Origin of the sequence: Kordiimonas sp. (assembly GCF_048264555.1) — a bacterium.
GTDB lineage: Bacteria > Pseudomonadota > Alphaproteobacteria > Sphingomonadales > Kordiimonadaceae > Kordiimonas.
Genome location: NZ_JBLXCX010000003.1, coordinates 214,001 through 237,903, shown reverse-complemented (window position 1 = coordinate 237,903; position 23,903 = coordinate 214,001). Strand labels below are relative to the sequence as shown.

Here is a 23,903-nt window from a genome sequence, read left to right as displayed (position 1 = left end):
TGACGTTTTTTTGGATTGAAATATCAATATGTGACGCTGATGTGGTAAAATTTTATAACAATAATAATATCGTTATTTTATAATCGCTAAATAATCTCTATTCGTTGGAATTTAGGTTTACCAGTCACCAAGGGCGGATTGCCACAGACTTATAGCAGCCATGGCGGCAGTGTCAGCCCTGAGCACACGCGGCCCCAGCGCCACGACGGTCGTGTTTTCATGGGCGCGGATCATGCGGCGTTCATCGTCATCAAAACCACCTTCGGGCCCGATCAGGATCGCCCATTTGCCGGGGCCTGATTTGCTCGCTGCTTTTTCGAGCGCTTCATGCGCGCTGTTGCCTGAAAGGTCTTCATCGCAGAACATGATGCGGCGGTCTGTGGGCCAACTGGCTAAAAGCTTTTCAAGTTTGATCGGCTCGTCTGATGTGGGCACGTTCAGGCGCTCGCACTGTTCTGCCGCCTCGATCGCGTTCGCGCGCAAGCGGTCGGTTTTCACCCGGTCCACAATCGTGCGGTGGGTGTAAACCGGTATCAGGTGGCTTACGCCAAGCTCGGTGGCTTTCTGCGCCATGAAGTCAAGCCGGGCTTTTTTAATGGGCGCAAACACCAGCCACAGGTCGGGCTCTGCTGTCTGCTCCCGCGTTTTTTGGTTCACCTTCAGCGTGACGGCTTTTTTCTTCACCTCAATCACTTCTGCGGCCCACTCACCGTCCTGCCCGTTAAACAGCAGCGCTTCGGTGCCCACGCTTGCCCGCATCACATTGGCCAGATAATGGCTTTGCTCGGCCCCGAGCGTCAGCAAACCGCTGCCGGGCAGGCTGTCAGTGATAAAAAGCCGGTGCTGGATTTTTTTTGCCATGGCGCGCGCTTCCTGTGGGGTGGCTATAAAGTTTTTGTCAGGTAGCGCACTGTCTTGCCATTCGCAAGCGTTGCGGTGCCTACATGCTCAAAGCCCAGTTTGGCGTGAAAGGCGTCTGAGCCGGGGTTGGGCGGGTCTGCGTTCACCTCACAGGCCACGACGGTATGGCCGCGGGCTCGGGCATGCTCAAACATGTCTTCATATAATGCGCGGGCGAGCCCCTGGCCGCGCGCATCCTTACCCGTGATGATACGGTCGATATAAGCGAAACGCGGGTACCGGTCCTTGAACCAGATGAAGTTGGGGCTTGTGTAGGCCGCAGTTTCTTCAAAACACAGGAGGAAAGCTTTGGCTGGTGCCACACCGCGCGCGTAAAAGGCACCGCCTATCATGCTTTCAAGCGTGCCAAGCTCAAGCCGTGAGGTCTCTTTCTCATGTGCATTATTAAGCGCAAGCACGGGGTCGAGGTCGAGTGTGCTGAGGTCTGAAATGGTGTTTGGCACTGCATGCTCCCTTGATTGAAGGGCAGCTTATAAGCTCACGCAGGCTTCCACAATAGCGCGTGCGTCCACACCATCAGGTAGGCTACCGTATGCGCCGTGGCGGCCGCTGCCATCAAGGCGGGTTGCCATATAGGCGCTTGATACCGCCTCGCCCGCACGTTCCATCAACAGGCGGCTTGCGGCCAGTGTGGCGATGCGTTCCGTTAACCATCGCCCCTGCGCTTCCGGTATCGCGCCCGTGCTTAAAAGCCCATAAAGCTCCTTGAAGGCGGTGTCATACACAGGCGCCTGGCCCATGCCGCCCTGTAGCCATTTGATGCCTTCTTCAAACGCGTCACGCTCCCGTGCGGCAACACGTATCAGGTCAAGGCACATCACGCTGCCGGAGCCCTCCCAGATAGAATTGACCGGCAGCTCGCGGTAAAGCCGCGCCATCACGCCGTCTTCCACATAGCCGTTGCCGCCGTGGATCTCCATGGCTTCATAAGCCAGCGTTGGCCCGCGTTTGGTAACCCAATATTTGGTCACGGGTGTCATCAGGCGCGCGTAGGCTGCGTCAGCCTCATGTGTGTCTATGCGCTCATAGGCGCCCGCAAGCCGGAGGGAGAGATGCGTTGCCGCCGCCACTTCAAGGCTCATATCAGCGAGAAGGGCGGTCATCATCGGCTGGTCAATCAGCTTGCGCTGAAACACAGTGCGGTGGGACGCGTGGTGTACCGCACGACTAAGCGCCTGTCGCATCAGCCCGGCGGAGCCAAGCGCACAGTCAAGCCGTGTATAGTTCGCCATGGTCATGATGTTGGCGATGCCGCGCCCCTCATCACCGATCAGCACGCCTTCAGCCTCAACAAACTCTACTTCCGATGAGGCGTTCGATTTATTGCCCAGCTTGTTTTTAAGCCGCTGGAAGCGAAGGCCGTTCACACGGCCGTCACTGCGAAAGCGCGGCACAAAAAAGACAGAGAGCTTCTCATCTGTTTGCGCGAGCACAAGGAAAGCATCACACATCGGCGCAGACATAAACCATTTATGCCCGGTGATGAGGTATCGCTCACCCGCGCCAGACGCCGCTATCGGGGTGGCGATGGTTGTGTTGGCGCGTACGTCTGTGCCGCCCTGTTTTTCCGTCATGCCCATGCCGACGGTGATGCCGGTTTTCTCAGCAACCGGTTTGAAGCTTGGGTCATAACTTGGCGCGAGCAGCTTGTCCTTCAGGCTTTCAAACAGGTCCGGCTGGTTCTGGAGTGCGGGGATCGCCGCATGGGTCATGGTGATGGGGCAGATATGGCCTGCTTCCACCTGGCTCATCATATAATGTTTGGCCGCGCGCACCGGGCCGACGCCCGCACCCTTAAAGCGGTCATCTGTCGCGAGGCCATCAAACGCACCGCAGTGGATCCGCGCTTCTTTTGAGAGCGCCATAAACTGGTGGTAGCTCGGGTGAAATTCCACAATATCACGGCGGAAGCCCTGATTGTCATGGCTCATCAGCTCCGGCAGGTATTTGTTGGCCTGGTGACCAGCGTGGAACAGGGTGTCTGTGCCAAGAGTTGCGCCAAAGTCTGACAGCTCGCCCTTAGCCCAGCCCGCGTCCTCTGCCTCAAGCGCGGCCACAAGGGGCAGGTCGCTCTCATAGAGGTTTACCCCGTCATATACAGGTGGCTGGTTAAAAACGTCGTGCGTTTCAAAGGCGGACGGCATGGCTATACTCCCCATTCTTTGTTCTTATTCAACTTAGGGCTATGGGCTGTGAAAGCCAGTCTTCAACCGCCTCAGGTATCGCTTGGCATGATGGCGCGGTAATCGTCGGAACGCAGCACTTTCACCACCGTGCGGATATCGTTCTCATCAGCCTTAAGGGCGCGGGCAACTTCGGCACCAAGGCTCAGGCTGGCTTCCAGCGTTTCTGGTACTGTGTGCGTTGCGCCAAGGGCTTTCAGCGCCTTGGCGGCGGTGGGGTTATGGGTGCGAACATAGGTGGGCAGGTGCGCACATTCACGCCGTGCGCTTAATATCATGCGCTCCGCCGCTTTGGGGTCATCCAGCGTGATAACAAGAAGGGCGGCCCGGTCTGCCCCCACGGCGCGTAAAATCTCAGGCCGGGCGGCGTCGCCATAAATAGCCGTGAAGCCAGCATCGCGTGCTTTTTTCACATTGGCGGGGTCAAGGTCCACGGCCGTGAAGGGGATTTCGAGGTCAGAGAGGATACGGGCGATGGTTTCGCCCACCCGGCCAAAACCGGCGATGATCACCTGCTTTGGGCCTTCCTTGATCTCATCTGGCGTTGGCAGCATGCCGGCCCGGTCATGGGTCAGGCGGCGGGCAAGGCGGGCACCAGCCATAAAGAGAAGCGGGGTGAGCGCCATTGAAAGCGCGATCACCGCAGTGAGAATTTCCACCAGCGCGGGCTCAAGCAGCTTTTCGCCGAGTGCATAGGTGAACAGCACAAAACCAAACTCACCCGCCTGCGCGAGCAGGGCGCCGGCCTTGATGCCCTCAGGTAGCGTCAGGCCCATCAGCCGCACAAGGCCCGCGATGGTAACACCCTTGATCACCAGCATAACAACAAGCACAGCGGCGATCAGCCCCACCTGGCTGACAAGCGTGCCAAAGTCGATGCCCATGCCCACAGCCATGAAAAAGAGGCCGAGCAGAAGCCCGCGGAAAGGCATGATGTCCACTTCCACCTGATGACGAAACTCGCTTTCGGCCATCAAAAGCCCGGCGATAAAAGCGCCCATGGCCATGGAGAGGCCCACACTTTCCATCAACCAGCCGAACCCAAGCACAAGAAGAAGCGCGAAGCCCGTGAAAACCTCGGGTGTTTTATTGGCCGCCACCAGCCGGAACAGCGGGTTGATGGCAAGCCTGCCAGCGATGATCACACTGGTGAGAATGGCGAGCGTTTCAAGGATCGCAAGCCCGAAGGATGCCCCAACCGTTACGTCGCCCTCAGCGAGCAGCGGCACGAGCGCGAGCAGGGGCACCACGGCAAGGTCTTGCAGCAGCAGGATCGAAAACCCCGCCCGGCCCCACTGTGCCCCAAGCTGGTTTTTGGATGCCATAAGCTGGATGCCAAAAGCGGTGGAGGAGAGCGCGAGCCCAAGCCCCACAATGGCCGCCGGGCCGGGCGCGATATCGAAGGTATAAGCCGCGAGCACCGAGAGTATGAGCCCGGTGAGGATAAGCTGCGCGCTGCCAAGGCCAAACACCTGCCGCCGCATCACCCACAGACGGGCGGGTTTCAGCTCGATCCCGATCAGGAACAGAAGGAACACCACGCCAAATTCGCCGAGATGGGCGATCTGGGTCGGGTTATCAATAAGCGCGAGGCCCCACGGCCCGATGATCATGCCGCCCACCAGATACCCAAGGATAGCCCCGAAGCCAAGGCGGGAGAATATGGTGGCGGCGATCACAGCAACCGCCATAAGCGCAAGGATTTCAACAAGCATGGCATCCTGATGCATGGCGGTTAAAACCCTTTTTCCTTTAGTGAGTTAGCACGTCACATCATAGTAGTGCGTGCCCGGGCGCAGGTAAACAGGGATATTTAGATTGAGGGTGACGGGCGCGGCTTAAGCCACATTCTGGCGGGCTTTATGGTCAGACGGGTTCTGCCCGGTCCAGCGTTTGAACGCGCGGGAGAAGCTGCTGGCTTCCGAGAAGCCCACCAGATAGGCGGTTTCATTCACCGATACCTGCTGCCCGTCAAGATAATGCAGCGCCATGGTGTGGCGCAGTTCGTCAAGGATGGCTTCAAAACTGACCCCCTCGGCGCGCAGCTTGCGGTAAAGCGTTTGGCGGCTCATGTTCAGTTTGGCGGCGATATCATCCATGCTCACTTCACCAGTGTGCAGAAGCGGCAGCAGCATATTCTCCACCCGGCCACGGATGCTCGAGGCACCCTCAAGCTTTTTCATCAGGGCGTCTGCCATCTTGCTTAACACACCAAACATATACCGGTTTGTGGGCTGGATTTCGACGCTGAGCCATGTGGGGTCAATGCGGATGGCATTGCGGTCCATGCCGTAATGCACAGGCACACGGTAGGTGCGGTCATAGGCGTCTGCATGAGCGGGGCGGGCATGGGTAACGTGAATTTCCTTCGCGAACGGTGCGTCGCCAAAATGACGGCGGTAGTCACACACAAAACGCGCGAAGGTGCTTTCGCTCAGTTCCGGGAATTCGTTGGGCTCTGGCCGGTTGTCTTCAATCCATACGCCGCTGTCCAGTTGGGCGAGGGTGAAGCGCGGTTTATCGGTCCCGCTTTCCACATCAATCACCAGCCGGGCATAGCGGCTCATTTGCATGAACGCTTCGCCCATGGTGGCGGCAGAATGGCATATCAGCCCCACGACCGAGTGTTTCTCGATCGGTTCACTGGCACCAAACTCGATAGCGAGGGCAGGGTCACCACTCATGTCCTTCGCGGCGCGCATCAGCGCGCGGTAGCTATCCATGGGCACGCGGTTGTCCGGGTTTACGAGCAGGGGCGCGGCAATGCCCGCCTTCTGGAGCAGTGCTTCCCGGTCAAGCCCGCGCCCTACCGCGAACATGAGGAGCGAGTGTGCGAGCCCCGCCGATACAGTACCAATCATTATATTCCCTCGCTTTATATAGGCGCCTCTTGTGTACGCCATTCGGTGGCCGCTGCCCTGATACCAGAAGCCAGATTTTTGGTGCTTGCGGTCATGGTAAGCCATCCCGCCCGCCAGATATATCGAAAGGATATAAGAAGTGCTGGCCCAACCAGCAATAACGCGAGGAAATAAAATGACAGATTATGCTTCCCCCCAACCAGCGGCGGCACGGCCAAGACGCGCGCGAAACTGGCTTTCCCTTTCTGCCAAAACATGGTTTGCGGTCACGGCCATCGGCCAGTGGTTTTTTGTGGTTTATATCCTCGGCTTTTATGTGCCGCGGGTGAGCGCCAATGGCCCAAAAGGCCTTGAAGGCACCCACCTGCCCAATGGATATATCGAAGGCGACACAATCGGCAATATCGCCATTGTGATGCATATCCTTGTGGCGGCTTTTATCATTGCCGCAGGGCAGTTGCAGCTTATCCCCGCGATCCGGCAGAGGATGCCAAAACTGCACCGCTGGTCTGGCCGGTTTTATATGGGGGCGTCGGTCCTTGTGGTGCTGGCGGGGTTATATCTTTCATGGGCGCGGGAAGCCGCGATCGGCACCAATTTGCAAAGCCTGGGCACAAGCACGGGCGGCGTGCTGGTGCTTATTTTTGTGCCGCTCGCACTTTATGCCGCCATAAAGCGGGACTTTGCCGCCCACAGGCGCTGGGCGCTCCGGCTCTTTATGGTGGTGAGCGCGGTTTGGTACTTCCGTCTCATCATCTTCGGCTGGTTGATGACCACCGGCGGAGCGTTCATGGATACAAAAACCTTCACCGGGCCGTTCCTTCTGGTGGCATCCTACGCGCAGTTTGCGCTGCCGCTTCTGGTGCTTCAGCTCTATTTCTGGGCGGAAAAGCCAAAAAACAAGGCGCATAAAACCTGGGTGGCGGGGGTGATTTTCGCCTGCACGGGCATGATGGCTATCGGCGTGTTTGCGGTGACCATGGGGTTCTGGATACCGCGCGTATTCACCTGAGCTATAAGCTCATCCAAATCTGTAGAAATGGGGCCGCTTGGCCCCATTTTTTCAACCCCTTACCCGGCCCTGCGGCTCGCGGCGGTTAATATACCCGCGCCGATCAGGAAACCACCGCCCAGCCGGTCTACAGCCGCCCGGAAACCGGGGTGGGCAAAGCGCTCTCTCAGGCTGCCTGCGGTCATGGCCCACATCACGGTGTTCAGCCCCGCAAGGCCAATGAAGGTGGCCTCAAGGAGCGCAAACTGCGGCAGAAGCGCCGCGCTCGGGTCAATAAACTGTGGCAAAAAGGCGGTGAAAAACACAACCCCCTTGGGGTTAAGCGCCGTGACGATAAAACAGCGCCAGAACACATGCCTGTCTTGCCCCAGTGATCTGGAAACTTCGGGCAACTCGTCGCCCGCTTTGGCGTTTCGCCACATCTTGATACCAAGCCAGATGAGGTAAGCGGCGCCCGCGTATTTCACCACGGCAAACAGCGTGGCACTGGCGGCCAAAATGGCGCCCGCGCCCAGAAGTGATACGGTCATGGCGGTAAAGTCACCCGCCATCACCCCGCCGGTTGAGGCCGGGATGCTGCGCTTGCCTTGGCTGAGCGCAAAGCTCACCACCATCATCACTGTGGGGCCGGGCATGGCCACCAGAATGGCGCTTGTCACCGCAAAAGATAACCAAAGTTCAAATGACATCAGGGGCCTCGCGTGCTTATTGCCTTCTTTGTGCCATCAAGCCATGTTTGGCTGCGCGGCGCAAGTAACATGGCTGACCAACTAATACTGATTGAGGGGGAGCAAAAGATGGCAACAGACGTACCCATGAGCTGCACCTGCGGCAAGGTGAAAGGCATGATCCGGGGCCTGTCGCCTGCTTCCACAAACCATGTGCGCTGCCCCTGTGTGGGGTGCCAGTCGTACGCCCACTATCTGGGCCGGGCAGATGATATGCTGGACGAGGGCGGATACTCCAACATCTTCCAGATGAACCCGCGCAATTTCGAAATTCATGAGGGGCATGAGCATCTGGCCGCCGTGCGCATCACCAAAACCGGCCCGCTCAGGTGGTATACGGATTGCTGCAAAACCCCGCTTGGCAATACCTTCCCGCGTGGCGGCATGCCTTTCCTTGGCGTGCTGCCCATCTGCACCGGCTTTAAGGGGACATCCCCTGAGGTGGTTGAAATGGTCGGCCCCGTGCGCGCCGTGGGGTATGAGAAACCGCCGGTTCCGTTTGGCTCAAAGCTGCGCACAACCCTTATGATCATGCGGCTTTTCACCAAAATGATGATCTGGCGCATCCGTGAGGGCAAAAGCTGGAAACCGTTTTTTGACGAGCATAGCCTGCGCCCGATCAAAAAACCCATCACGCTTACGGACGTGGAACGCGAGGCCCTTGAAGCCAAGGTGATTTAACCAGTCGTCACTCCCGGCGAGCCGCCATGGCGGCGAGGGAAGGGAGTCCAGTCTGATTGGCGCCGGAGTATGATTCCAAGTCTCATGGATTCCCGCCTTCGCGGGAATGACAGGCTGTGTATTTCGTTAGCACCTTTCTCATGCTCAAAGTCGTTGACTGGATTCCTGCCTTCGCGGGAATGACGCAAAACGGATGGCATTTTCTTGACATCCGCACGCCCTCACCGTACGCCCAAATCCATGTTCTGGAATTCATCAAAAGATGTGGTGCAAACCGCTGATGCGGTGGAAGGCAGCTTTGTCTATCGGCAGGCGCCAAAAGCGTGGCGGCCATACCTGAAGCTCGCCCGGCTTGACCGGCCCGTGGGGGCATGGCTTCTTCTTTGGCCGTGCTGGTGGTCGCTTATGCTCGCGGCGGATGATGGTTTTGCGCTCACGCACGTTTATCTGCTCGCGCTTTTTGCCATTGGTGCGCTCGCCATGCGCGGCGCGGGCTGCACCTATAATGACATTGTTGACCGGGATTTTGACGGTGCGGTTGAGCGCACCAAATCACGGCCCATTCCGGCGGGCGAAGTGAGCCTGAAGGGCGCGTGGGTGTTCCTCATCTTCCAGTGCTTTATCGGCCTTGCGGTTTTGTTGCAGCTTGGGGAATTTGCCATCATGGTGGGGCTTGGTTCACTGGTGATGGTGGCCATATACCCCTTTATGAAGCGCATCACCGGCTGGCCGCAGGCGTGGCTGGGCCTAACCTTCAACTGGGGCGCCCTGATGGGCTGGGCCACACTGAAGGGCGAGCTTTCCGCCGCCCCGCTGGTGTTATACTTCGGTGCGCTGTTCTGGACGCTGGGGTACGACACCATCTATGCGCACCAGGATAAGGAAGATGACGCGCTTATCGGCGTGAAGTCCACAGCCCTGACATTGGGGGAGAAAACCAAGCCTGCGCTCGTGATATTTTACAGTCTTTTTATAATTGGGCTTGTTGGTGCCGGAATCCTTGCAAAGCTGGGATTTTTCTATTACATCGGCATCGCGTTTGCGGGGCTTCACCTCGCCGCACAGGTTCGGCGCACCAACACTGATGATGCTGCCATCTGTTTGGAAGTTTTCCGCTCGAACATCGCGTTTGGCTGGATTGTGTTTATAGCCCTTATTCTTGGGCAACTGGTCCAGTAGCCTCCCCGGCGTCCAACCCCGCTTTGTTTGTGCGATTTTTGAGTAAGCCGCAGGCGAAAGCCAATAGCTTAAAGCGGCACATTTTAAGGACGCATATCCATGGATATCAAAAAAATCTCCGTTGGCGAAAACGCCCCGTGGGACGTGAATGTCATCATCGAAGTGCCTGCTGGCACCGAGCCTGTGAAATATGAGCTGGATAAAGAATCCGGTGCCCTGTTTGTAGACCGCATTATGCACACCAGCATGCGCTACCCTTGCAACTATGGTTTCATCCCGCACACGCTGGCGGATGATGGTGACCCGGTTGATGTTCTCTTGGCGAACCGTACCCCGATCATGCCGGGTGCTGTTGTGCGCTGCCGTCCGCTTGGCGTCCTGATCATGGAAGATGAAGCCGGCATGGACGAGAAGCTCCTGATGGTACCGGTCGACAAGCTGCACCCCTTCTACAAGGAAGTGAAAAGCTACGACGAGCTGCCGAAAATCTTCCTCGACCAGATCGCGCATTTCTTCCAGCACTATAAAGATCTGGAGAGCGGCAAATGGGTCAAAATCAAAGGCTGGGAAGGCCCTGAAAAAGCGGCTCAGCTTATTGAAGAAGGCATCAAGGCAGAAGCTGCTGCAAGCTAAGCGCTCGCCTTACAGTGTTATGGAAAGCCCGGCTGTTTGGCCGGGCTTTTTGTTTGCTTAACGCTCTTCTCCTATAGCCAGCGCGCGTAGGTAAAGCGGTGCCATAGGCTTTCCATCGGCCCCTGTTTGAAGCGCTTGAACCAAAGCGTGCTGAGGATGATTTGCGTGGCCCATACAGCCAGCACCACAAAGGCGGTTTGCCAGCGCTCAAGCTGACCAAAAAGCCCAAGGCCGTGGCCGTAGAATATGCCCGTGCACATCACGGTCTGGAACAGATAGTTCGAGAGCGCCGCCTTTCCCACATTGGTGAGTGCTGTGAAGCCAAACCGGAAGCGCGTGGCGGTGAGAAGCACGGCAATGCTGGCCATATATCCCATGGCGACAAAAAGCGAGCCCCAATAGTTCCACTGGCTGCCCGCAAACATGGAGTAGGGGAAAGCCCAGTTTGCTGCTTCATTGTTCAAATATCCCATGGTGACAAGGGCGAAGCCGATGGGGAAGCTGATGGCCGCGATGGTGGCGTAAGCCTTTGTGCTCAACGCGCCGCGCAGGAAGCCCGCGCGGTAGAGCGCGAGGCCAATGAGCATTACCCCTGTAACGCGCCAAACGCCCCAGTTCACAAACACATCTGTATGGAAATACCAGCTATGCTCCGCCCTTAGGGGCTGCTGCGAAAGCCAGCCGCCCTGAAAGGCGTCCACCTCATGCTGCAAATGTTCCATGGGCGGCAGCCACATGTAGGCGGCAATCTCCTCCTGCACCATGGCGGACAGATCGGCGAACGAGTGGTAGCCCAAGAGGCTCCAGACACTGCCGATAGCAAGAAGCAGCGTGCCCACGCTTGCCGTTACCCACCAGCGGGCGTTCCTGAACAGGAAGGGCGCGATGGCGCCAAGCGCGTAGAATACAAGGATGTCCCCGCTCCAGAGCAGATAGGCGTGCGCGAGGCCCATGATCAACAGCCCGAAGATGCGCTTCGCAAACGTGAGGGCGACCGGCAGGCCCTTGTTCGCCAGACTGTCGCAGATGATGGCGGTGCTGGCACCAAACAGCATGGAGAAGATGGCCATGAACTTCTGGTCCGCCAGAAAATACTGGATGGACCACCAGAGCTTGTTTGCGCCTTCATGCGCGCTATAGACCATGGGGTTGAGGTAAGCGGCGCTCGGTTCCGAGAACAGGCGGATGTTCATGAGAAGGATGCCAAGCACGGCAAAGCCGCGAACGATATCGAGAAGCGCAATGCGCTCTTTAGCTGGTGTGCTCACATCTTCCCCCATGCTTGCAGTATAATGGAACGCCTAACCTATATGTTGGGGCTATCGCATGCATTTTAAATGCGGACCATGGTTTAGGCTGAGGCGGTTTAGGTTTTTTGGCGGCTGTTGGTAGATATTTTAACTTTTTTGCGCCATGGTAGGCGGTATAAGGAATGCAGATCACAGGCAGCGGGTGACCATGAGCATTTATGAGAAAATTGGCGGTGAACCAGCGGTAAGCGCGGCGGTGGATCTTCTATACAAGAAGATGCTGGCTGACCCCTTCCTCATGCCATTTTTTGATGGTGTTGCCATGAGCGACCTGCACCGCAAGCAGGCGTGGTTTCTCACCACCCTCCTCAAAGGCGAGAGTGTGGGGGCGGATAGTTATATGCGCATGTCGCACCGGCGGCTGGTGGACCGGAAGGGTCTGTCGGACGAACATTTCGATGCCGTAGCGGTTCATCTTGAAGACAGTTTGCGCGAGCTGGACGTGCCGGAAAGTTTCATCGCCGATATCATGAGTGCGGCCGCCTCACTCAAAGACGCGGTGCTCGACCGCTAAACCATTATAACCAGTGATGAAATGCCTTGTTTTGGGGTGGTTTTTGCACGCCACACCTGCGCCTCACTTCTGCCTACACTTCGCGCACACTTTTGCCCCCAGCGTGGCGCAAAGTGTGGCGAAAAATGCAGGCTTTTAGCGCCATAACATCAGGGGCAGCAGGTCAAAATACCAGAGGATCAGCGAGGCTTGCACCACGGCGATGGCGGCAAAGCCGTGCCCGGTCTCGATCTTGCTGCGGCCTTTGATCTGCACCACTTTTGTGTGCGCAATCAGCATGGAAAGCGGCAATATTATGCTTACGGCACAAAGGCTTATGCTGGCGGCTGTCATATCACCAAGCGCCATGAAGGATTGGTTGAGGTAGAAGGGCACCGGCACCAGAAGGCTCAGGATACCCATAAGCGCGATGCCTTCAGGCCGCGCAAAACCGGCTTTGCCGAAGCGGATAAGGGCCACCACGCCCCAAATCAGAAACCATACAAGCCCCGCCCCACCCAGCGCCAGACTGGCCCGCAACCCGTAAACCATTGCAGGACTTGACTTTTTATAGGTTCGGAAGCCGTCACTGATCATCGGATGGTCTTCATCATCGCGCAGCAGAACGTGGGACGTCAGCGTGCGGTCATCGGCGGAAAGCAGATAGTCTCCCACAGGCCGAAGGGCCCTTGTTTTGCCGCTTGCGGTGGTCATGACAAGTGCGCCGTTTTGCCATTTCGCCTCCACAAATTCTGTCAGGATATCTGTGTAGCGGAAGGCTTCAAACCGGCCGGGCGCAAGGGTATAGAGGCCTTCCCAGTCGCTTACATCGGCGGCGGGCAGGTCACTTTCCGGCGCTGTGGCGGCCTTCAGGTTCAACTCCTCGGCCACCCTCGCAAACAGGCGATTATAGTCCGCAGTTTCGCTGTCGGTATTCACGCTCACAAAAAAAGCTTTGTTTTCATCAGGATAGATGCAGAAAAGCGCGCGGTACCCCAGCACATTGCCCGAATGGCATTTGCCAACAGCGCCAAAGCGGTCATGGGTGTTCATGCCAAGGCCATAGCCCGCCGCCAGCCCGGCCCAGCGTGCGTTTGTAGCGTGCGGGATGCCACGCGCCCGCATATATTCTGGCGCAATGAAGGCTTCATCCCCAAGCCTGCCGTCAGACATCAGAAATTCCGCGAAGGTCGCCATGTCGGCGGCGGTGGTGGTGAACTGGCCTGCGGGGCGGAACATGATCGGCTGCGCGGCCGCCGGTTTACCCTCGTCATAGTGTCCCCACGCCAGCGCAATGTCTCCCAGCCCGCCATATTGTGCGGTATAACCGAAGGTGCTGTCCTTCATGCCCAGCGGGCGCAGGAAGTGGGTATCGAGATAGGTCTCGTACCGCTCGCCCGTAATTGTCTCCACCAAGAGCCCCAAAAGCGCATATCCGGCATTGGAATAGGAGAGCTGCGTGCCGGGGCGGAAGCGTACCTTAAGCACCTCGGGGCTGCGCTCAAAAGCGCTGAAAAGCGGTGTGTCAGGCGTGACTTCAAGGCTGAACATCTGCCAGAGCCGCGCGTCCTCGATGCCGGATGTATGGTCGAGAAGGTGCCGCACAGTCACCTTGGTCTCGTGGCTCCAGGGGTTGTCAAACCGGATATTGGGCATGTAGCGCGCGACCGGTGCATCAAGGTCTAGCTTGCCCTCTGTTGCGAGGCGCAGCACGCCAGTTGCCAACAGGGTTTTTGTGACTGAGCCGATATGAACCCGCGAACCTGGGGCGAGCGGGGTGCCGTCCGCCATATTGGCGTAGCCCGCGCTCGCGGTGGTGACACTGCCCGGCTCCACCAGTGCCCAAACCGCGCCGGTGAGGCCTTCCTCATGCAGGATGGTGTCAATGTCGCGCTCAAGCGATGCAGCGTGTGCTACGTCCCCAAAGCCTATGCTGGCCGCGAGCAGCGCTAGCGTAAGCGCCGCACCGCGGGCCGCTTTTTTGATAGAAAATCCGGTCATGTCCTCGCCTATATCATTTTTATGAGCGCTTTGGCTCTTTTATATCAACTCGATATAGGGGCGCGGACGACCGGACGCAAGGGAAAGCGAAAAAGAAAGGCGAGCCATTTGGCCCGCCAAGTCTGGGGTGCCGTCGTGATTGGAGCCAGGTTTAACCCAGCAGGAATTTTACGCTTTCGTGGGCCGCGGAAGGGGTGACCTCCATGATCTCAGCCTTGACGACGTTATCAACCACAAACGGGTCTTCTTTGATGCGGCGAGCGAGCGCATCAGACTCGATGCCGTGGGCAATAATGGCGCCGCCCCGGTTTGGTTGCAGGCTGCCAACAATGAGGAAGATGCCGTCCTCAATGCCTTTCTTGATCCAGTTTTTATGGCCGTCCATATGCCCTGCGGCGCTGGCTTTATTGTCTGAGAAAGTGAGCAGGATGATATACATCGGGATCTCCTGAAGCCGTCGGGATATCCGGCGACTGATGGGGGTTGAGGCTTACGCGGCGGAGAGGCCCATCTTCGCGGCCGCAACTGGGTACCAGCGCGCGAATGACCGGGCGAAATAAGCCGTCAGGTTTGCGTGTTCTGCTACCATGTCGCGTGCCCAGGTCTGTTCTGGCGCGGCATAGAAGTTGGCGATAAAGCCAAAGGCCGTGGCGTCGATAAAGCTTGGTTCCTCACCAAAAAAATAGGGTGTGTTGCCAAGGAGTGCCGCAAGCGCACGGAGGTCAGCGGCAAGGGATGCCTTGATCTCCTCGGGCGTTTGGCGCGCAGCGCTGCTTCCTAGATACTCAGCGCTCATCACCGCCCGAAACCCGTCAGCAACTTCATCAGGCAGGCCTTCAAAGAAGATGGGCCGTGTGCGGCTCCAGCCGTCATCTTCAACCCAGCGGCTGTACACAAGCGCGCGGTAGCTGCGTTCTTCGAGCATGCTGCATAGGGCGCGACCGGTTGCTTGCTCTGCCTCACTCAGCTTGGCGGTGAAGTTTGCGCCCTTGGTGCTTTCGAGATAATTGCGGATGCCCTCCGAATCTTCAACCTGTGTCTCGCCATCTGTCAGCACAGGCAGTTTGCCTTTGGGGAACACTTTATGATCCTGCGGGAAATCGAGGCGATATGTCTGCCCGGCCATTTGCAGCAGGATTTCCGCTTTGCAGCAGAAGGGGCTGAGGTTGAAGAAACCGTCATCGGTCGGGAAAACATGAAGAGTGAGTGTGCTCTGGTTCATGGTCTGTCTCCAACAGGTTGGTCTGTTAAGCCGCGTTTTGCTTCAGCATCTCAAAGGCCTTGGGGTACCAGCGGCCAAGGCCACGTTCCACATAGGCTTTGAGGGTGGGGAAGGAAGCGACAAGCTCCGTCGTCCACGTGCGAACAGGGGAGGCATAGAAGTTGGCGAGCAAGCCAAAAACCGTAGCGTCAATATATGTGGGCTCACTTCCAAAGAAGAAATCATCGTCGCCCAGTATGTCAGCTAGTGCCGTCAGGTCTGCTTTTAGGAAGGCCTTGATCTCTGCGTCAGAATGTCGGCCAAAGCCGTCTAGGTGCAGGGTCTCGCGAACCTGCCCGCGCACCATGTCCGCCACGCCCTCTGGCGCGTCAGCGAAGAAAATCGCGCTGGTTTGCGCCCAGCCTTCGTCCTGATGCCAGCGGGTGTAAAGAAGGCCGTAGCGTGTGCGCTCTTCCACCATGCGGCAGATGGCGTGGCCTACTGCTTTCTGTTCTGCCGTGAGGTTGCCGGAGAAGTTGGCGCCGTGGTTGGCTTCAAGGTGCAGGCGAATGATTTCAGAATCTTCGATGACCGCATTACCGTCCTTCAGGACAGGGAGTTTGGCTTTGGAGAAGACCTTGAAATCTTCCGGCACGATGGGCTCGTAAGACATGCCCGCAATTTTGAAAAGCACATCCGCCTTGCAGCAGAAAGGGCTCATGTTGAACATGCCCTCTTGGGTTGGGAAGGCGTAAAGGGAAAGGCTTGATGCTGTCATTGTTTTGCTCCTCGTTGTCGTGACTAAGGAGCTTATAAATCAGCCATGCTGACAAAAAATGTCAGTAGTGTTGTCAGCAATGTCGATTAGGGGCGTTTACCCTTGTGCGACCGGTGTTTACCAGTCGTACCCGCCAACCTCGGTCCGGCGCAATACACGACGATATGGCGCAGGTGCGGCGCGTGTGGCCATATCCATGGCGCGATCAAAAAAGCCGATACGGCTTCTGGCCCAGCGTACTCTGCGCGCGACCGAAGGTGTGGTCGGGATCAGGAAGATCAAACCGATCACAAAGAAGATCAAACCAAAGGGAATTGGTGTCAGCATACCAATGATGCCGATGAAACAAAGCGCACTACCGACAATCCGGCATAAAAGGCGCATCATAAGTCTTCTCCAGTCGCTGTTCATGGGCGCCTGAGCGCCGCCATATATTTCTTCTATTTATAACATCAATATAATGTGGCTTAACAATGGCTTCAAGATGACCGATACAAATGCAACCGCGCCGAAGCCATGCTGTCACCAGGCATGTCTAATTGTTGCAAATGAAACCATTTAGCGTTATTCGGTGCAAAACGGATAGTTTCTGCGCGTTTGCGTCAGAAGTTTTCGCTGTTTTCCCTAATTTCATAGCGGGAGCAATGCATGAAAAAAGTGTTTGATAGTGCGGAAAAGGCGCTCGACGGTTTGCTGTTTGACGGCATGACGGTGATGGCGGGCGGTTTTGGTCTTTGTGGTATCCCGGAAAACCTGATTGCGGCGCTTCATAAAGCTGGCACGCGCGATATGACGGTTATCTCCAACAACTGTGGCGTGGATGGTTTTGGCCTTGGTATTCTTCTGGACGCAAAACAGATCAAGAAGATGGTTTCATCTTATGTGGGGGAAAACAAAGAGTTTGAGCGCCAGTATTTGACTGGCGAGCTTGAGCTGGAGTTTAACCCACAAGGCACACTGGCTGAGCGCATTCGTGCAGGTGGCGCAGGTATCCCCGGATTTTATACCAAAACCGGTGTGGGCACGCTGATCGCTGAAGGCAAGGAACACAAGGATTTTGCGGGCGAGACCTATATCATGGAAACGGGGCTCACGGCTGACCTTTCCATAGTGAAAGCCTGGAAGGGCGACACGGAAGGGAATCTGGTTTTCCGTAAAACCGCGCGTAACTTTAACCCGATGATGGCAACGGCTGGCAAAGTGACGGTTGCCGAGGTGGAAGAACTGGTGAAGCCGGGTGAGTTGGACCCGGATCATATCCACACACCGGGTATTTTTGTGCAGCGTATTGTTGAAGGCACCTTCGAGAAGCGTATCGAGCAGCGCACCGTACGCACGGCAGGGGAGACAGCATAATGAGCAACACAGTCAAAGGATGGGACCGCAACCAGATGGCCGCGCGCGCCGCGCGTGAACTGGAGGACGGTTTTTACGTGAACCTTGGCATTGGTATCCCGACCCTTGTTGCCAACTATATTCCTGACGGCATGAGCGTGACGCTGCAGAGCGAGAACGGCATGCTGGGCATGGGGCCGTTCCCTTACGATAACGAAGTGGATGCTGATCTCATCAACGCGGGTAAACAAACGATCACCCAGCTTCCCACCTCAAGCTATTTCTCATCAGCCGACAGCTTCGGCATGATCCGGGGCGGGCACATTGACCTCTCGATCCTTGGTGCGATGGAAGTGGCTGAAAACGGCGATCTGGCCAACTGGATGATCCCGGGCAAGATGGTCAAGGGCATGGGTGGTGCCATGGACCTTGTGGCGGGTGTAAAGCGTGTTGTGGTGATCATGGATCATACCAACAAGGCAGGTGAACCCAAGCTATTGAAAGCCTGTTCACTGCCGCTTACTGGCACAGCTGTTGTTGACCGAATCATCACCAACATGGGTGTGTTTGACGTTGTTGAGGGCGGCCTGAAGGTCGTTGAGCTGGCTGATGGTGTGTCGCTTGACGATGTAAAAGGCGCAACCGAAGCGGCGCTTGTTGCATAAACGCGCGTTCTTCGCCTAACGATATGGTGCGGTTATGGTGTGAAGCCATGACCGCAACGCTTTAACTTCAGGCTCGTCTGACCTTTCAGGCCGGGTAACAAAATGATGGCCGTGCCCTTTTATCACCGTGCCGAAGGGCGCTTTCAGCAGACCATCCTCAATTTCATTCGCGAGCATATGAATGCTTAAGATGGCGATGCCTTGTCCGGCAATCACCGCTTTTGCTGTATGGGTGTCATCCGCAAATGTCACTGACCTGCCGCCCACAGGCATGGCTACGCCCGCCGCTTTGCACCATCTTTGCCAGGTAGGTGTTTTGCTGTCCGGGTGGCGCCACTCCGTATGAATGAGTGTTTGCGCCGCTAAATCCTCCGCGAGATCAACCTTAAGTGCCGGGCTGCACAGGGGTGCAAATTCATCGGTGAAAAGAAGTTTCGCGTCCAGACCATCATAGGCGCCAGGACCGTACCTCACCGCCACATCGACCGTACCGGTATGCAGGGAAACCGGGTCATCGGATGCGTGAAGCCGTATATCAAGTGACGGATGCTGAACCCGAAAGTCAGCCAGTCGCGGGATGAGCCAGTTGGACGCAAACGCTGTGGTGGCAGATAGGGTCAGGCTTTTGGGGAGGTTACTATTGCGCACACGGTCAACGCCAGCGGCGATGCGGTCAAGGCCTTCGCGGGTTGGCGTGAAGAGCTCTTGCCCGGCTTCGGTCAACACCACCTGCCGGGTGCGGCGGATAAAAAGCGGTGTTTTCAGGATATCCTCCAGCAGCTTGACCTGATGGCTGATCGCAGTGGGGGTTACGCCAAGCTCTGATGCTGCGGCCTTGAAGCTCAGGTGCCGAGCGGCGGCTTCAAAAGCGCGTAGCGCGGGCAGGGGTGGCAATTGGCGCATAGGTGAATTTCTCTCATCTAAAGCATGACGAATTCGATTTTGTAATCGGCATGAACATCAACAATATCAGGTGTGTAAACAAAAACACCAATGATTATGCCTAAGATTACTTCAGGCATAGTAGGAAAGGATATATGTGATGGCAACTGTCCTGCATATCGATTCAAGTGCCCGGCCCGGGCGGTCTGGCACTGATGCTCACGGCTCTCATACCCGCCGCCTAACTGCGCATTTTATCAAAACGTGGAAAACCCTTTGGCCTGATGACCGGGTGATCTACCGGGATGTAGGGGCGGAGCCCCCTAAGCCAGTTTCCGGCGCATGGGTTCATGCTGCCTTCACCAAGGAAAACCAGCGGGAACCATGGATGCATGAGGTGTTGGCAGAAAGCAACGCATTGGTTGATGAACTATTGGCGGCGGATGTGATTGTGGCTGGTGTGCCCATGTATAACTTCGGTGTGCCCGCCCAGTTTAAAGCCTATATCGACAATATCGTGCGTGTTGGGCGCACGTTTGGGTTTGAGCGCAAGGGCGAGGAGGTAGATTACTGGCCCATGGTGCCGAATGCGAAGAAACTGATGCTGCTTTCAAGCAGGGGAGACGTGGGATACGACCGGGACGACATGCTGGCGGCCAGCAATCACGTTGAGCCCTCAGTTCGTACGCCTTTTGCGTATATAGGCATTACGGATGTTTGGAGCACAGCGGCAGAATATGACGAGTATGGCGGCGTGCGCCTGCAGCAGTCCCTTGAGGCGGCGGAAGACGCTATCACCAGCAAGCTGAACGCTTTGTATGCGGAAAGCAGGAAAGCCGCTTAGCGCAGCCTCTAGTGCAGTGGTGTCTCATTAGAGAGGGGGCGGTGTGCGAAGCCGAGGTCTGCCATGGCCTGCTCGAGGGCGCTCAGAGTGTTCTGGGGCAGGCTGCGGCTGCAGGCAATATAGATTGGCAGCGCAGGGATAGTGCCGAGGTCGTGGATAGGCACCAAGGTCGAGACCTCTGGGTTCTCTTCCATAGCGAAGTGCCACTGATCTTCAGGCACGATGGCATAGTGGGCCCGGCCTGCCAGAATCATATTCAGGAGCTGGAAGTCGGTTTTGCCGGTGCGCAGTATCCAGCGTGGGTGCTCGTCGTTGAGGATTTTATCAAACTCCTCACCGTAAACACCGCTTTCCAGCAGCGTGCCGATCAGGGATTTGTCATGCGCTAGCTTATCAAGCGAGCCAAGCTCACGGATTCGGTCCGCATACTGTGGTGCTGCAACAACAAGGTCGCCGGGGACCACATCAAATATATAAGGAAGGAATGTCCAGTTTTTCGCGCGCTCTGGGGTGCGCAAGCGCCCCGTGGTGCAAAACAGGCGACGGCCATCGTCAAGCATGCGCGCTTCTTCGTCGATGCTTGAAAATTGCCACGCCACCCGGTAGCCCGCTTTCTCAGCGATCTTGGTCAGTTGCTCCACATAGTGGCCTGCGGGTTTGCCGTCCTCAATTTTGAGATGGGGTGGGTAGTGGTAATAGGTAACCGCAAGCGACGGGCGATCATCGGCAATAGCCGAAGCACCTATCTGCAGCACCAACCCCAACAACAATACAAGTGACTTCATTCACTCATCCCTACCGCCCCACGCGGAAAACAGCGCACACCCTTGACGATTTTGCTCTTTGGTTCAAGAGGCAATTCTAAAGCCATGCCGCTTGCGCGCGTTTACCGACATGGTTTACCGTTGATAGTCATACAGGGGTTTCGGTAAATATTTTCTAAGCAGAGATCAATTTTATGGCCGTGCAGGAATTTATCCCCGAGTTGCCAACGTTTGCCGACCATCCAGCTTTACGCAACTTTCTGGAGGTCTGGAACGGTTGGCGCGGCGCGGCCATCGCGCCCCGGCGCGCTGATATCAACCCCCGCGATATCCCTGAACTTATGCGCGGCGTGACGCTGATGGACGCAATAGCGCCTGATAATTTGCATATACGATATGTGGGCAGTTTGCTGTGCGAGATCGTGGGGCAGGATATTACCGGCGAGAACTATATTGAGTTTACCGCGCCCGAGGTAAGGAATCTCAGGGCACGGCGATTATGGGGGGTAGTCTCGCAACCGGCTGCTGCGGTGTGGATGTCTCCATGGGAACATGACGCTCAGTTTGTGGGGTTGAGCGTCCCGGTTCTGCCTAGTGAAGATGCACTGCCGATGAAGCTTATGCAGGTACTCATCCCGCTCAGGGACACGCACCACATGGCGAGTGAGCGCAAGCGAAACCCCATCAGCAGCGTAACGCTCTCAAACCTGTTCCGCTATGTGGATATCGGCGCGGGTAAACCGGACACCAGCGTGGAGGCGTAAGCCCTAGGCTGTGCCGCCCACAGTGAGGCCATCCACACGCAGTGTTGGCTGGCCAACACCTGCAGGCACGCTTTGGCCACCCTTGCCACAGGTACCCACGCCATTATCGAGCTTGAGGTCATTCCCGATCATGGACACGCGTTTCAGCACATCAGGGCCATTGCCAATAAGGGTTGCACCTTTAACTGGCTCAGCCACCTTGCCGCCACGAACGCGGTATGCCTCTGTGCAGGAGAATACAAATTTACCCGAGGTGATATCCACCTGTCCGCCGCCAAAACCAACAGCGTAAAGGCCATCATCCACGCTTGCCAGAATCTCAGCTGGGTCTCTGTCGCCCGCCAGCATGAAGGTATTGGTCATGCGCGGCATCGGCTGGTGCGCAAATCCCTGACGCCGACCATTGCCTGTTGGGGCCATGCCCATCAGGCGGGCGTTCAGACGGTCTTGCATATAGCCCTTGAGGATGCCGTCCTCGATCAGAACAGTGCGTTCGGTTGGCGTGCCTTCGTCATCGACCGTCAAGCTGCCACGGCGCCCTTCAAGGGTGCCGTCATCCACGACAGTGATGCCTTTGGCGGCTACCTGTTCGCCCATAAGCCCTGCAAAGGCGGAGGTTTTTTTGCGGTTGAAGTCACCTTCCAACCCGTGCCCGACAGCTTCATGCAGCAGCACGCCGGGCCAGCCTGGGCCGAGCACGACGGTCATTTCACCCGCGGGAGCGTCAATGCTTTGCAAGTTCACAGAGGCTTGCCTGATCACCTCTTGCACCTGGGCCTGCCAGTGGTCTTCATCAAACAGAAAATCATAACCGCACCGTCCGCCAGCGCCTTCATGGGCGGTTTCCTGCCTGCTTCCGTCCGCCATCACGACAGCGACATTCAGCCTCACAAGCGGACGAATATCCCGCACGCGGTGCCCGTCTGCGCGGATAATTTCTACAGCCTGCCAGCTGCCCAGAAGGCTCGCGCTGACCTGCCGGATGCGGTCGTCTTGAGCGCGGGTGTATGCGTCGATATCTTCAAGGAGCTTCACCTTGCGGCTGAACTCGATACCGCCAAGCGGGTTTTCGTCTGTGTAGAGCTGTTTATTGGTGCGGGCGGGAGCTAGGCTCATGGCACCGCCTTGACCCGTTTTTACAGCGCGGATCGTGTCGCCCGCGCGGCGGATAGCGGCCTCTGATAACTCATTGGAGTGCGCGTAGCCTGTTGATTCGCCGAGTACCGCGCGCAAGCCAAAGCCCTGGCTCGAATCAAAGCTCGCGCCTTTAAGGCGACCGTCGTCGAACGAAAAAGACTCGGACTGGGTCGCTTCAAGGTATAATTCGCCATCATCCATGCCGGAAAGCGTTTCGCCAACCAGAGCCTCGGTGCGGGTTTCATCCAGCTCCGATTCTTGGAAAAAGAAATTCAGCGACGCGGGGGCATCGGACATAGGTGGCTCCTCAACTGGGTTTTGGCGGGAAAATTGCGGCGAAATGACGCATTTTCTCCCCTAAGATCACGATTAACATGATATCCTTGCGGCTTAAACGCAAGCGGGTGAGCGGAAAATTTAACGAATTATAGCAGAAAAATGGCCAAGAAGTGTCTCTCGGGCTTGAGCCTGAGAAAACGTCTGGTATAACGTGCCCGCATTCAAGTCGGCTGTCTGTGTCTTTTGGGAGGACCCAGATAAAGCCGAACCACCGAAACGGCTGTCACCATGGCCTTCGGTTGCCCGGGTAGGGTAGGAACAAAAGGAAAGCAGAACTATGAACGTCAAAAGGCTTACCGCCGGAGTTATGGCCGCTCTTGTGGCACTTTTCGGTTCTACGGTTGGCGCGATGGCTCAGGACCGCGTGAGCGGGCCTAAAGACAAGGGCCTGTGGCTGCAGGAAGCTGCATCTGAACAAGCCGCTAAGATCGCCGATTTTAACGAGCTTCTTCTCTGGATCATTCTTGTGATCACGGCTTTTGTATTCATCCTCATGTTTTATGTGATGATTCGCTACCGTGAAAAAGCAAACCCAGAACCTTCCAAGACCAGCCACAATACGCTGATCGAATTTATCTGGACGGTCGTGCCGATTGGCATTCTGGTGGTGATTGGTTTTGTATCGATCCCGCTTCTTTATTATCAAGATGTCGTTCCTGAAACCGAGTTTGCCATCAATGTGACCGGCAACCAGTGGAACTGGACATACGCTTATCCTGACCATGACGGTATCGAGTTCACCGCGACGGTTGTGCCGGACAGTGCCTTCAAGAACGCTGAGGAGCGCGCGGGCTATGAGGCGGACCTTTCTTCGCACCTCGGTCGCCCGGCCAAGCTGAACGCACGCCTTCTGGATACGGACCTGCGCCTCGTTGTGCCTGTCGACACCAAAATCAAGGTTCAGCTGACAGCAAGCGATGTGATCCACGCATGGACGGTACCTGCGTTTGGCGTGAAGCTTGACGCCGTACCTGGCCGCCTGAACCAGACATGGTTTGAAGCGAACGAGCTTGGCACATACTACGGCCAGTGCTCCGAGCTTTGCGGTAAGGACCACGCCTTTATGCCGATCGCTGTTGAGGTGGTCTCCAAAGAAGAATTCGCCAAGTGGGTGGAAAGCGCCAAAGCTAAATATGCTTATGCGCCAACTACCGCTCTTGGTCGTTAAGTTTAGGTAGGGAAAGGAAGAGCA

The 23,903-nt window shown here is 56.7% G+C and carries 25 protein-coding genes; 10 read left to right on the top strand and 15 right to left on the bottom strand.

What is annotated here, in order from left to right; translation table 11 throughout:
• Positions 1-117: 117 nt before the first annotated feature.
• The 5 genes from ACN0XZ_RS10905 to ACN0XZ_RS10885 form a co-directional block, all read right to left on the bottom strand.
• Positions 118-861 (bottom strand): 16S rRNA (uracil(1498)-N(3))-methyltransferase, encoded by a 744-nt coding sequence (locus ACN0XZ_RS10905; RefSeq protein ID WP_417457788.1) that lies wholly within the window; start codon positions 859-861, stop codon positions 118-120.
• A gap of 23 nt (positions 862-884) precedes the next feature.
• A complete protein-coding gene (locus tag ACN0XZ_RS10900; RefSeq protein ID WP_417457787.1) occupies positions 885-1,364 on the bottom strand; it encodes a GNAT family N-acetyltransferase in 480 nt (159 codons plus the stop codon).
• Positions 1,365-1,391: 27 nt separating this feature from the next.
• Positions 1,392-3,065, bottom strand: coding sequence for an acyl-CoA dehydrogenase family protein (locus ACN0XZ_RS10895; RefSeq protein ID WP_417457786.1), 1,674 nt, complete (start codon positions 3,063-3,065; stop codon positions 1,392-1,394).
• A gap of 71 nt (positions 3,066-3,136) precedes the next feature.
• A complete protein-coding gene (locus tag ACN0XZ_RS10890; protein ID WP_417457785.1) occupies positions 3,137-4,819 on the bottom strand; it encodes a monovalent cation:proton antiporter-2 (CPA2) family protein in 1,683 nt (560 codons plus the stop codon).
• 123 nt (positions 4,820-4,942) lie between these two features.
• A complete protein-coding gene (locus ACN0XZ_RS10885; RefSeq protein ID WP_417457784.1) occupies positions 4,943-5,965 on the bottom strand; it encodes an AraC family transcriptional regulator in 1,023 nt (340 codons plus the stop codon).
• A 175-nt stretch (positions 5,966-6,140) separates the two neighbouring features.
• Between ACN0XZ_RS10885 and ACN0XZ_RS10880 the strand changes: the two genes are divergently transcribed.
• The gene (locus ACN0XZ_RS10880) at positions 6,141-6,977 is read left to right on the top strand and encodes a DUF2306 domain-containing protein (protein ID WP_417457783.1); all 837 of its coding nucleotides are present in this window, start codon (positions 6,141-6,143) and stop codon (positions 6,975-6,977) included.
• A gap of 59 nt (positions 6,978-7,036) precedes the next feature.
• Here ACN0XZ_RS10880 and ACN0XZ_RS10875 read toward each other — a convergent pair whose 3' ends face one another.
• On the bottom strand, positions 7,037-7,666 hold the full coding sequence (locus tag ACN0XZ_RS10875) for a LysE family translocator (RefSeq protein ID WP_417457782.1): 630 nt from the start codon (positions 7,664-7,666) through the stop codon (positions 7,037-7,039).
• 69 nt (positions 7,667-7,735) lie between these two features.
• Between ACN0XZ_RS10875 and ACN0XZ_RS10870 the strand changes: the two genes are divergently transcribed.
• The 3 genes from ACN0XZ_RS10870 to ppa all read left to right on the top strand — a co-directional run bounded on the left by ACN0XZ_RS10870 (position 7,736) and on the right by ppa (position 10,198).
• On the top strand, positions 7,736-8,386 hold the full coding sequence (locus ACN0XZ_RS10870; protein WP_417457781.1) for a DUF6151 family protein: 651 nt from the start codon (positions 7,736-7,738) through the stop codon (positions 8,384-8,386).
• Between the two features lie 204 nt (positions 8,387-8,590).
• Complete coding sequence (ubiA, locus tag ACN0XZ_RS10865) at positions 8,591-9,565, top strand: 4-hydroxybenzoate octaprenyltransferase (protein WP_417457780.1); 975 nt, start codon at positions 8,591-8,593, stop codon at positions 9,563-9,565.
• A 99-nt stretch (positions 9,566-9,664) separates the two neighbouring features.
• Positions 9,665-10,198 (top strand): inorganic diphosphatase, encoded by a 534-nt coding sequence (gene ppa, locus ACN0XZ_RS10860; protein ID WP_417457779.1) that lies wholly within the window; start codon positions 9,665-9,667, stop codon positions 10,196-10,198.
• A gap of 71 nt (positions 10,199-10,269) precedes the next feature.
• On the opposite strand, the gene ACN0XZ_RS10855 is transcribed toward ppa, so the two are convergent.
• Positions 10,270-11,466, bottom strand: a complete 1,197-nt coding sequence (locus tag ACN0XZ_RS10855) for a DUF418 domain-containing protein (RefSeq protein ID WP_417457778.1) — start codon at positions 11,464-11,466, stop codon at positions 10,270-10,272.
• 190 nt (positions 11,467-11,656) lie between these two features.
• Between ACN0XZ_RS10855 and ACN0XZ_RS10850 the strand changes: the two genes are divergently transcribed.
• Entirely contained in the window at positions 11,657-12,022 is a 366-nt protein-coding gene (locus ACN0XZ_RS10850; protein WP_417457777.1) for a group I truncated hemoglobin, read from the top strand.
• Between the two features lie 135 nt (positions 12,023-12,157).
• On the opposite strand, the gene ACN0XZ_RS10845 is transcribed toward ACN0XZ_RS10850, so the two are convergent.
• The 5 genes from ACN0XZ_RS10845 to ACN0XZ_RS10825 all read right to left on the bottom strand — a co-directional run bounded on the left by ACN0XZ_RS10845 (position 12,158) and on the right by ACN0XZ_RS10825 (position 16,368).
• The gene (locus tag ACN0XZ_RS10845) at positions 12,158-14,002 is read right to left on the bottom strand and encodes a serine hydrolase (RefSeq protein WP_417457776.1); all 1,845 of its coding nucleotides are present in this window, start codon (positions 14,000-14,002) and stop codon (positions 12,158-12,160) included.
• A 151-nt stretch (positions 14,003-14,153) separates the two neighbouring features.
• Positions 14,154-14,441 carry a YciI family protein gene (locus ACN0XZ_RS10840; protein WP_417457775.1) on the bottom strand — a complete coding sequence of 96 codons (288 nt, stop codon included), beginning with the start codon at positions 14,439-14,441 and terminating at the stop codon, positions 14,154-14,156.
• Positions 14,442-14,492: 51 nt separating this feature from the next.
• The gene (locus tag ACN0XZ_RS10835; protein WP_417457774.1) at positions 14,493-15,224 is read right to left on the bottom strand and encodes a glutathione S-transferase family protein; all 732 of its coding nucleotides are present in this window, start codon (positions 15,222-15,224) and stop codon (positions 14,493-14,495) included.
• Positions 15,225-15,249: 25 nt separating this feature from the next.
• Positions 15,250-15,981, bottom strand: a complete 732-nt coding sequence (locus tag ACN0XZ_RS10830; RefSeq protein WP_417457773.1) for a glutathione S-transferase family protein — start codon at positions 15,979-15,981, stop codon at positions 15,250-15,252.
• A gap of 117 nt (positions 15,982-16,098) precedes the next feature.
• The gene (locus tag ACN0XZ_RS10825; protein WP_417457772.1) at positions 16,099-16,368 is read right to left on the bottom strand and encodes a hypothetical protein; all 270 of its coding nucleotides are present in this window, start codon (positions 16,366-16,368) and stop codon (positions 16,099-16,101) included.
• A gap of 261 nt (positions 16,369-16,629) precedes the next feature.
• Between ACN0XZ_RS10825 and ACN0XZ_RS10820 the strand changes: the two genes are divergently transcribed.
• Complete coding sequence (locus ACN0XZ_RS10820) at positions 16,630-17,337, top strand: CoA transferase subunit A (RefSeq protein WP_417457771.1); 708 nt, start codon at positions 16,630-16,632, stop codon at positions 17,335-17,337.
• On the top strand, positions 17,337-17,981 hold the full coding sequence (locus ACN0XZ_RS10815) for a CoA transferase subunit B (protein ID WP_417457770.1): 645 nt from the start codon (positions 17,337-17,339) through the stop codon (positions 17,979-17,981). The genes ACN0XZ_RS10820 and ACN0XZ_RS10815 overlap by 1 nt, the downstream gene beginning before the upstream one ends.
• A gap of 15 nt (positions 17,982-17,996) precedes the next feature.
• Here the strand turns inward: ACN0XZ_RS10815 and ACN0XZ_RS10810 are convergent, their stop codons facing one another.
• On the bottom strand, positions 17,997-18,884 hold the full coding sequence (locus tag ACN0XZ_RS10810) for a LysR substrate-binding domain-containing protein (protein WP_417457769.1): 888 nt from the start codon (positions 18,882-18,884) through the stop codon (positions 17,997-17,999).
• 139 nt (positions 18,885-19,023) lie between these two features.
• Here ACN0XZ_RS10810 and ACN0XZ_RS10805 point away from each other — a divergent pair, with 139 nt between their 5' ends.
• Positions 19,024-19,707 carry an FMN-dependent NADH-azoreductase gene (locus tag ACN0XZ_RS10805; RefSeq protein WP_417457768.1) on the top strand — a complete coding sequence of 228 codons (684 nt, stop codon included), beginning with the start codon at positions 19,024-19,026 and terminating at the stop codon, positions 19,705-19,707.
• Between the two features lie 8 nt (positions 19,708-19,715).
• Here ACN0XZ_RS10805 and ACN0XZ_RS10800 read toward each other — a convergent pair whose 3' ends face one another.
• Positions 19,716-20,492 carry a substrate-binding periplasmic protein gene (locus ACN0XZ_RS10800; protein ID WP_417457767.1) on the bottom strand — a complete coding sequence of 259 codons (777 nt, stop codon included), beginning with the start codon at positions 20,490-20,492 and terminating at the stop codon, positions 19,716-19,718.
• A gap of 173 nt (positions 20,493-20,665) precedes the next feature.
• Here ACN0XZ_RS10800 and ACN0XZ_RS10795 point away from each other — a divergent pair, with 173 nt between their 5' ends.
• Positions 20,666-21,235, top strand: a complete 570-nt coding sequence (locus tag ACN0XZ_RS10795; RefSeq protein ID WP_417457766.1) for a PAS domain-containing protein — start codon at positions 20,666-20,668, stop codon at positions 21,233-21,235.
• A gap of 3 nt (positions 21,236-21,238) precedes the next feature.
• On the opposite strand, the gene tldD is transcribed toward ACN0XZ_RS10795, so the two are convergent.
• Positions 21,239-22,669 carry a metalloprotease TldD gene (gene tldD, locus ACN0XZ_RS10790; RefSeq protein ID WP_417457765.1) on the bottom strand — a complete coding sequence of 477 codons (1,431 nt, stop codon included), beginning with the start codon at positions 22,667-22,669 and terminating at the stop codon, positions 21,239-21,241.
• 319 nt (positions 22,670-22,988) lie between these two features.
• Between tldD and coxB the strand changes: the two genes are divergently transcribed.
• Positions 22,989-23,879: a cytochrome c oxidase subunit II gene (coxB, locus tag ACN0XZ_RS10785; protein ID WP_417457764.1), complete on the top strand. Its 891-nt coding sequence runs from the start codon at positions 22,989-22,991 to the stop codon at positions 23,877-23,879.
• Positions 23,880-23,903 lie beyond the last annotated feature (24 nt).

Excerpts from the sequence above, each read along its gene's own strand:
- ACN0XZ_RS10835 (WP_417457774.1), bottom strand. The coding sequence starts at position 15,224 with ATGAACCAGAGCACACTCACTCTTCATGTTTTCCCGACCGATGACGGT.
- ACN0XZ_RS10845 (WP_417457776.1), bottom strand. The coding sequence starts at position 14,002 with ATGACCGGATTTTCTATCAAAAAAGCGGCCCGCGGTGCGGCGCTTACG.
- ACN0XZ_RS10810 (WP_417457769.1), bottom strand. The coding sequence starts at position 18,884 with ATGCGCCAATTGCCACCCCTGCCCGCGCTACGCGCTTTTGAAGCCGCC.
- ACN0XZ_RS10885 (WP_417457784.1), bottom strand. The coding sequence starts at position 5,965 with ATGATTGGTACTGTATCGGCGGGGCTCGCACACTCGCTCCTCATGTTC.
- ACN0XZ_RS10840 (WP_417457775.1), bottom strand. The coding sequence starts at position 14,441 with ATGTATATCATCCTGCTCACTTTCTCAGACAATAAAGCCAGCGCCGCA.
- ACN0XZ_RS10795 (WP_417457766.1), top strand. The coding sequence starts at position 20,666 with ATGGCCGTGCAGGAATTTATCCCCGAGTTGCCAACGTTTGCCGACCAT.
- ACN0XZ_RS10825 (WP_417457772.1), bottom strand. The coding sequence starts at position 16,368 with ATGATGCGCCTTTTATGCCGGATTGTCGGTAGTGCGCTTTGTTTCATC.
- ACN0XZ_RS10815 (WP_417457770.1), top strand. The coding sequence starts at position 17,337 with ATGAGCAACACAGTCAAAGGATGGGACCGCAACCAGATGGCCGCGCGC.
- ACN0XZ_RS10850 (WP_417457777.1), top strand. The coding sequence starts at position 11,657 with ATGAGCATTTATGAGAAAATTGGCGGTGAACCAGCGGTAAGCGCGGCG.
- ACN0XZ_RS10880 (WP_417457783.1), top strand. The coding sequence starts at position 6,141 with ATGACAGATTATGCTTCCCCCCAACCAGCGGCGGCACGGCCAAGACGC.
- coxB (WP_417457764.1), top strand. The coding sequence starts at position 22,989 with ATGAACGTCAAAAGGCTTACCGCCGGAGTTATGGCCGCTCTTGTGGCA.
- tldD (WP_417457765.1), bottom strand. The coding sequence starts at position 22,669 with ATGTCCGATGCCCCCGCGTCGCTGAATTTCTTTTTCCAAGAATCGGAG.
- ACN0XZ_RS10875 (WP_417457782.1), bottom strand. The coding sequence starts at position 7,666 with ATGTCATTTGAACTTTGGTTATCTTTTGCGGTGACAAGCGCCATTCTG.
- ACN0XZ_RS10870 (WP_417457781.1), top strand. The coding sequence starts at position 7,736 with ATGGCTGACCAACTAATACTGATTGAGGGGGAGCAAAAGATGGCAACA.
- ACN0XZ_RS10890 (WP_417457785.1), bottom strand. The coding sequence starts at position 4,819 with ATGCTTGTTGAAATCCTTGCGCTTATGGCGGTTGCTGTGATCGCCGCC.
- ACN0XZ_RS10820 (WP_417457771.1), top strand. The coding sequence starts at position 16,630 with ATGAAAAAAGTGTTTGATAGTGCGGAAAAGGCGCTCGACGGTTTGCTG.
- ACN0XZ_RS10800 (WP_417457767.1), bottom strand. The coding sequence starts at position 20,492 with ATGAAGTCACTTGTATTGTTGTTGGGGTTGGTGCTGCAGATAGGTGCT.
- ACN0XZ_RS10805 (WP_417457768.1), top strand. The coding sequence starts at position 19,024 with ATGGCAACTGTCCTGCATATCGATTCAAGTGCCCGGCCCGGGCGGTCT.
- ACN0XZ_RS10895 (WP_417457786.1), bottom strand. The coding sequence starts at position 3,065 with ATGCCGTCCGCCTTTGAAACGCACGACGTTTTTAACCAGCCACCTGTA.
- ppa (WP_417457779.1), top strand. The coding sequence starts at position 9,665 with ATGGATATCAAAAAAATCTCCGTTGGCGAAAACGCCCCGTGGGACGTG.
- ACN0XZ_RS10905 (WP_417457788.1), bottom strand. The coding sequence starts at position 861 with ATGGCAAAAAAAATCCAGCACCGGCTTTTTATCACTGACAGCCTGCCC.
- ACN0XZ_RS10830 (WP_417457773.1), bottom strand. The coding sequence starts at position 15,981 with ATGACAGCATCAAGCCTTTCCCTTTACGCCTTCCCAACCCAAGAGGGC.